Genomic DNA, 6299 nt, shown 5'->3' with positions numbered 1-6299 from the left:
TTAAAGTGATTAAGAGAGTGGCATTCGGTTTTAGAACCTTTCGCCACCTTCGTATGCGAATTCTGATTCAACAGAATCTTTGCGACATTATTTGAGCAAAAAAACAAAAAGAAAAAAGGAAACGCCGAAGCATTTCCTTTCAGTGATTTAATGAGAACAACACGATTTGACTTAGAGCCGCTTTTTCTATTAAAACGAATAAAAATCGGATACTTCGTATGAAGTATCCGATCATGCTTTTCTATTGTCCGGAGTTTAACTCCATTAATTTTTGTTTTAGGTTGCTTTCCATATGACCAATCTCGATCTCAGCTGCTTGTCGGCGTTCGCGACCTTCTTTTTGGATACGCAAGGTTTCCTCCAGTGTTTCCACCAGGTCGTTTTGTGTTTGTTGCAACGTCTCTAAATCGACGATACCACGTTCATTTTCTTTGGCGGTCTCGATGGTTGAAATTTTCAACATCTCAGAATTTTTCTTCAACAGATCATTGGTTGTTTCTGAAACTTGACGTTGTGCTGTAGCAGCATCTTTTTGACGTAATAGCGTTAAAGCGATGGCTACTTGGTTTTTCCATAATGGAATCGCCGTATTGATTGAAGCTTGAATTTTTTCAGCCAAGGCTTGATTGGTATTTTGGATCAAGCGGATTTGTGGGGCTTGTTGAATCGTGATTTGACGGGCAAGTTTTAAATCGTGCGTTCGTTTATCTAAACGATCTAAAAATTGCGTATAATCGTTCACCACTTGAACGTCCATTTGATCACCAGAAGCTTGCGCTTTTTCTGTTGCGGCAGGTATTGTTGTAAGCTTCATTTCTTCAATTTTCAATTCAGCTGCGGCAATATAGATATTTAAAGCATCAAAGTAATCTTTATTTTTATTGTAGAGAGTTTCAAGCATTTGGTTGTCTCTTAACAAACCATCTTTTTCTACATTCAATTTTGTTGCGATTTTATCGATCTGTGCACCGATTTTTTGATATTTCGTTGTGATCTCATAAATCGATTGTTTTACTTTACCAAACATTTTTTGAAAAATATTTCCTTCGCCGACACGTAGTTCATCAGGATTAGCCTCGTTTAAGCGATACATTAATTGATTCAATGAATCACCGATTGGGCCGATATCTTGTGAAGAAACGGTGTTGAGCATTGATTGCGAGAATTCACTCAATTTAGTTTGAGCAGTTGAGCCATAACTAATCACGGCTTGTGAATCATTTACGTCGATTTTTTTTGCAAGTTCCCGAGCCTGCGCTTGTCGTTCTTCAGGTAATTTATCCACTAAGCGGTCAGCTTGTTCTTGTGACTGCAAATGAGAGATTTCTTGTTGTTGAACGGGGGTTAAAGCATCAGTGCCAAAAGGGTTGCTAAGTAGATCGTCTAAAGTGCTGTCGACCGATTTGGTCTCTGGGTTATTTTCCGGTTCCATTGTGTGTCCTCCTGTTCGAAAAAAATCTAGCTTAAGCTAGATTTTTTTGTTGATGTTTAGCTTGATGAACTAGCTTTATTGATCAAAGACTAAGCGAATTCATGAAGCTTTTCTCTTTAGCTATTCTTTGTTTTTAATTTTGTGGTCAGATCAGAATCTTGGTCGAGATTTTTTTTGGCGATTGATATTTCAACATCCATGTCCTCTAAATCTTCGGCAACGAATTGTTGATAATCCTTCACGATTAAATCAGCCATTTGATCAATGATCTGTGCGCTTTCTTCTAGTTTACCATAAACTTCTTTTGACTTAACCTCGTGTCCATTAATTTCGACATAATTGTCGGTTAAATCCACGATGTTTGGCAAGTGTGTATAAAGAAACTGACTAGCCTCCGGCAAACGCTTTGGATCTTTTACCAATTCCTTAAACAATGCTTTCGCCGCCTTCAAGGTTTCGTGGCGCAAGTCAATGGCTTTAAGCTTGGCATTCTTTTGAATATTTTGCTGTAAACGTAAAACTTGTTGTTTAGAAAGATTCATTGTTTCGCGGAACAATTCGATTTCACGTTCACTCATATCCATTTTTTTATAATAAGCTTCTTTTTCTTTGGTCAGAAATGGTAATTCCTCTTTTTGTGGTTGGACCTTTCGCCCTTTAATCCCTCGATAGATCAACCAAAAACCAACGGCCAGCATTAAAAAGACAATATAGTCGCCGAAGTCTCCTTCAAAAAAGGAGAGAATACCGATTGCTGCGATGATGATCGGGAATATTTTCCTTCGCATAATAATCCTCCTAGTCTAGTAATAACCCTTCACATTATTTATTCAAATTACTTGATTTCTTTACACGCTCATCATAGCATGAATTTCTATAGAAATAGTATCGGACTAAAGATGGATTTTTAAGATTTAGAAAAAACATAAGAATTTTCTGTGATACAATAAGGCAGAACCGTTGGATTGAAGCTACTTGGAGGAAAGGTGTCGCAATGTTAGAATATAAAGATTTTGAAGAGAAGACGATAGAACGTAAAGAATTGTTTAAGGGAAAGATTATTGAAGTTTATTTAGATGATGTTGCCTTGCCAATGGGCGGAACAGCAAAACGTGAATTGGTTTTTCATCACGGTGGTGTAGGGATCATCCCTATTACTAAGGAAAATAAAATCATTATGGTCAAACAATTTCGAAAACCGTTAGAAAAAGTGGTATTGGAGATTCCTGCTGGAAAAATTGATCCCGGTGAAGGGCAGTATCCAGAAAGAACAGCCATGAGAGAATTAGAAGAAGAAACGGGTTACCATACTGAAAATTTAACGTACATAAACGAAATGTATTTATCACCTGGATTTTCAAATGAGAAATTATATATTTACGCCGCGACCAATCTGGTTAAAGTCGAAAATCCACGACCACAAGATGACGATGAGGTTCTAGAACTCTATGAATTAACAATGGAGGAAGCGAAGCAGGCGATTCAAGACGGATTAATCTGTGACGCTAAAACAATTTTTGCTGTCAATTATTGGGAACTAATGAAATTTAGAAAGGAAGATTACGCATGAGCCAATCACCCTTGGTGACGCGCAGCGAAATAAGGAAGCGAAAAGAGGAACAGGAGCGCTTGGCAGAAGAGCAACGTAGAGCTGCTGAACGCGCCTATGAAAAGAGAGAAAAAGAAATTAGCAATGTTTATCGGAAAGAATTGAAAAAGAATAAGCCCGTCACTAAATCTAGAAGCAGTGAGCGAGTAAAGCAAAAAGAGCGCAGCAGCTTTCTAAATAAAGCGATAATTATAGTATTATTGCTTCTGATCGTAGTCATGTTGTTAGTATTTTTTGTTTAATAGAAGATAAAAAATTATTAGTAAGAAATAGGGGAATGATTATGAAAATCGGTATTATCGGTGCAATGGAACCAGAAGTAAAGGCATTACGTGAAAGTCTAGAGCATCCATTATCTTGGGAGCAATCAGGTGCGTTATTCATTTCAGGAAGTCTGGGAAATCACGAAGTAATCGTTGTTCAATCAGGAATTGGGAAAGTCTTGGCATCCATCACAACGTCTGTCTTAATTCAGCAGTATAAAGTTAATATGGTGATTAATACGGGCACTGCTGGGGGAATCGGTGCAGGTTTAGCGATTGGTGATTTGGTTATCGCGGATAATGTTGCCTATTTCGATGTTGATGCAACCACCTTTGGCTATAAAATTGGCCAAGTACCTGGGATGCCTTTATACTTTGAAAGCTCTACTTATCTAAAAAGTGAAATGCTAGAGGCGAGCAAGAAAATGAACCAAACTGCCCATGTCGGCTTGATTGTATCAGGCGATACCTTTGTTAGCAGTCCATCAAAAATTTATGAAATAAAAGCAGCTTTTCCTGATGCGTTAGCTGTTGAGATGGAAGGGGCGGCAATTGGACATACGGCCGCTCAATTTGGAATACCATTCTTGATCGTGCGGGCGATCAGTGATACTGCTGATAGTGAAGCTACTGAAACTCACGAAGAGTTTGTTAATCGAACAGGTACATTGTCAGCACAATTAGTGATTGAGTTTGTTAATCACCTAGTTTAGAAAATGAGACTGCAAGAATACGATCAATAAATCTGTCTATCATAATTAGAGGGGGAAATTTTCATGCGTGCATTACTTTCGATTGATTATACCAATGATTTTGTTGCAACTGATGGGAAATTAACGACTGGCGAAGCAGGCCAGGCTATCGAACAAGAATTAGTGTCTGTGACAAAAGATTATTTTGACCAGGGAGACTTCATTGTTTTTGCGATTGATGGTCATGATCCAAGCGATCAATACCATCCTGAAAATCAGCTTTTTCCACCACATAATGTGATTGGTACGAATGGACGTGACTTATACGGATCACTAGCGGACTTTTATCAAGCAAACAAAACAAAGAAAAATGTCTATTGGATCGACAAACGTCATTATTCAGCTTTTAGCGGAACTGATTTGGACATACGTTTGCGGGAACGTGGGATTACAGAACTTTGTCTGACCGGTGTATGTACGGATATTTGCGTGTTGCACACGGTGGTAGATGCTTATAATTTGGGCTATCAAATAGTGATTCCTGAAAAAGCTGTGGCAAGTTTTGATGCGACTGGACATACCTGGGCGTTGAATCATTTTAAAAATACTTTAGGAGCAAAAATTATCTAAATTAAACCACTCTTAAGAGCAGAATTATCATCTGGTTCTTGAGAGTGGTTTTTCTTTAGGTTCTTCTATTTTAGATAATCTGAAATAAATGTCGTAAAATCCTCAATAACCCCGTTTTGAGCTAAGTTCTCTGCTTCAAAAACAGCGCGGTTTTTCCCACTCGGATCAATGGCGATGATCGTACCGATCTTGGCATTGTGAGCTGCCTGTAGTCCGGAGTATGAATCCTCGATTACTAAACAATTTTCTGGCTTAACCCCAATTTTTTTCGCTGCTATCAAGAAAATATCTGGGGCTGGTTTACCAGGGAAACGCCCAGTGTGACAAACCATTTTTTCGTAGTCAAACCAGTTTCCTAAATTTAGATAGTCAAAATAGAAATCCATATTGACTAAAGGTGAGGCTGAAGCGATCGTCATAGGAATTTTTTCTGCTGCGGCATAATCTAATACATTTACTAACCCTTTAGTAAAATCATTGTGATCAGGACTTTCTAAAACAGATTTTCGATAGTAGGCTTCTTTTTCATCAGACAATTCCTGAACCCTTTTATCTGTTAGGTCTTCTGAAATAAACCTGCGTAGGATCACATCATTGGTTTTGCCATGGATATTTTTTAAAATGTCCTCTTCTGTCATTTCTTTATCTGAATATTTTTGAATCAAATACAGCCAGGCTGCTTCATGCAGATCAGAATCCATGAACATGGTTCCGTTGAAATCAAAAATAATACCCTTCATATATATCCCCCATTTTTTCAAAGATAGTCCTAGTTTAGCATGATTTGTAAATAGTAGATGAAAAAAATTATTTGCAACTTCATATCAATCGTTTTATAGTGAGAAAGAATGAAAAATGGAGATGAACAACATGTTAGACTATTTAGTCATTGCATTTTTTGCTTTTATTGGTGGTACTGCACGCTATTGGTTAGGCGTATGGATTCCTGCCGTGAGTGGATTTCCTTTGGGAACGCTGCTCGTTAATTTATTAGGATGTTTCATTTTTAGTTGGCTCGTGAAGCATATTTTGAGTGATATCGATGTTTCTGCCCGTTTAGTATTAGGAGTTGGCGTTGGTTTTTGCGGAGCCTTAACGACCTTTTCATCCTTTGCTTTAGATACAATGAAATTAGTGCAATCAGATCAAATTGGCTTGGCGTTTATCTATTTATTGCTATCGTTTTTCGGTGGCCTAGCCATGACTGTACTAGGTGAAATGATCTATCATAGAAAGGTGACGGATTAATGATTGAGACATTGCTTGTCGGAAGCGGGGCAGCAATTGGTGCGATGCTGCGCTTTACTTTAAACAATTATTTTGAACCACAAACAAAGCGCCTGCCAAAATCGACATTTTTTATTAATTTGACAGGTAGTCTATTGTTAGGGATTTTCTTCGGAATGCATCTGTCTGATCCAATCTACCTCTTCTTAGGAACAGGGATCATGGGTGGCTATACAACATTCTCTACCTACAATTTTGAATTATTTGTTTTATGGAAAAATGATCGCTCAATGTTTTATCGTTATCTGTTTGGATCTTACGGACTAGGCATGCTATTAAGCTTTATTGGTATTGTCATTGGTTCGAAGCTATAAAATGAGTCGCGGAATTTCTGCGGTTCTTTTTTTTTCGGAAAGTATTCGCTATAAGCCTTCCTCAAAGTAATT

At 37.8% G+C, this 6299-nt stretch carries 9 protein-coding genes; 6 read left to right on the top strand and 3 right to left on the bottom strand.

Annotated features, from left to right (window positions below; translation table 11 throughout):
• Positions 1–241 precede the first annotated feature (241 nt).
• Positions 242–1432 carry a toxic anion resistance protein gene (locus OMU_RS17255; RefSeq protein ID WP_016181156.1) on the bottom strand — a complete coding sequence of 397 codons (1191 nt, stop codon included), beginning with the start codon at positions 1430–1432 and terminating at the stop codon, positions 242–244.
• A gap of 116 nt (positions 1433–1548) precedes the next feature.
• Positions 1549–2220 carry a 5-bromo-4-chloroindolyl phosphate hydrolysis family protein gene (locus tag OMU_RS17250; RefSeq protein ID WP_016181155.1) on the bottom strand — a complete coding sequence of 224 codons (672 nt, stop codon included), beginning with the start codon at positions 2218–2220 and terminating at the stop codon, positions 1549–1551.
• Between the two features lie 206 nt (positions 2221–2426).
• On the opposite strand from OMU_RS17250, the gene OMU_RS17245 reads away from it, so the two are divergent.
• From OMU_RS17245 to OMU_RS17230, 4 genes are all read left to right on the top strand, one after another.
• Positions 2427–3002, top strand: a complete 576-nt coding sequence (locus OMU_RS17245; RefSeq protein WP_016181154.1) for an NUDIX hydrolase — start codon at positions 2427–2429, stop codon at positions 3000–3002.
• Positions 2999–3283: a cell wall synthase accessory phosphoprotein MacP gene (macP, locus tag OMU_RS17240; protein WP_016181153.1), complete on the top strand. Its 285-nt coding sequence runs from the start codon at positions 2999–3001 to the stop codon at positions 3281–3283. The genes OMU_RS17245 and macP overlap by 4 nt, the downstream gene beginning before the upstream one ends.
• A 41-nt stretch (positions 3284–3324) precedes the next feature.
• Complete coding sequence (locus OMU_RS17235; protein WP_016181152.1) at positions 3325–4017, top strand: 5'-methylthioadenosine/adenosylhomocysteine nucleosidase; 693 nt, start codon at positions 3325–3327, stop codon at positions 4015–4017.
• Positions 4018–4080: 63 nt separating this feature from the next.
• A complete protein-coding gene (locus OMU_RS17230) occupies positions 4081–4626 on the top strand; it encodes a cysteine hydrolase family protein (RefSeq protein WP_016181151.1) in 546 nt (181 codons plus the stop codon).
• Between the two features lie 65 nt (positions 4627–4691).
• On the opposite strand, the gene OMU_RS17225 is transcribed toward OMU_RS17230, so the two are convergent.
• Positions 4692–5366, bottom strand: coding sequence for an HAD family hydrolase (locus OMU_RS17225; RefSeq protein WP_016181150.1), 675 nt, complete (start codon positions 5364–5366; stop codon positions 4692–4694).
• A 130-nt stretch (positions 5367–5496) separates the two neighbouring features.
• On the opposite strand from OMU_RS17225, the gene crcB reads away from it, so the two are divergent.
• Together crcB and OMU_RS17215 are read left to right on the top strand one after the other, a co-directional pair.
• Positions 5497–5874, top strand: a complete 378-nt coding sequence (gene crcB / locus OMU_RS17220) for a fluoride efflux transporter CrcB (protein ID WP_016181149.1) — start codon at positions 5497–5499, stop codon at positions 5872–5874.
• Complete coding sequence (locus OMU_RS17215) at positions 5874–6227, top strand: fluoride efflux transporter FluC (protein WP_016181148.1); 354 nt, start codon at positions 5874–5876, stop codon at positions 6225–6227. The genes crcB and OMU_RS17215 overlap by 1 nt, the downstream gene beginning before the upstream one ends.
• Positions 6228–6299 lie beyond the last annotated feature (72 nt).

The sequence above is a fragment of the Enterococcus avium ATCC 14025 genome (assembly GCF_000406965.1).
GTDB lineage: Bacteria > Bacillota > Bacilli > Lactobacillales > Enterococcaceae > Enterococcus_A > Enterococcus_A avium.
This window is presented reverse-complemented; position numbering and strand designations above follow the sequence as displayed.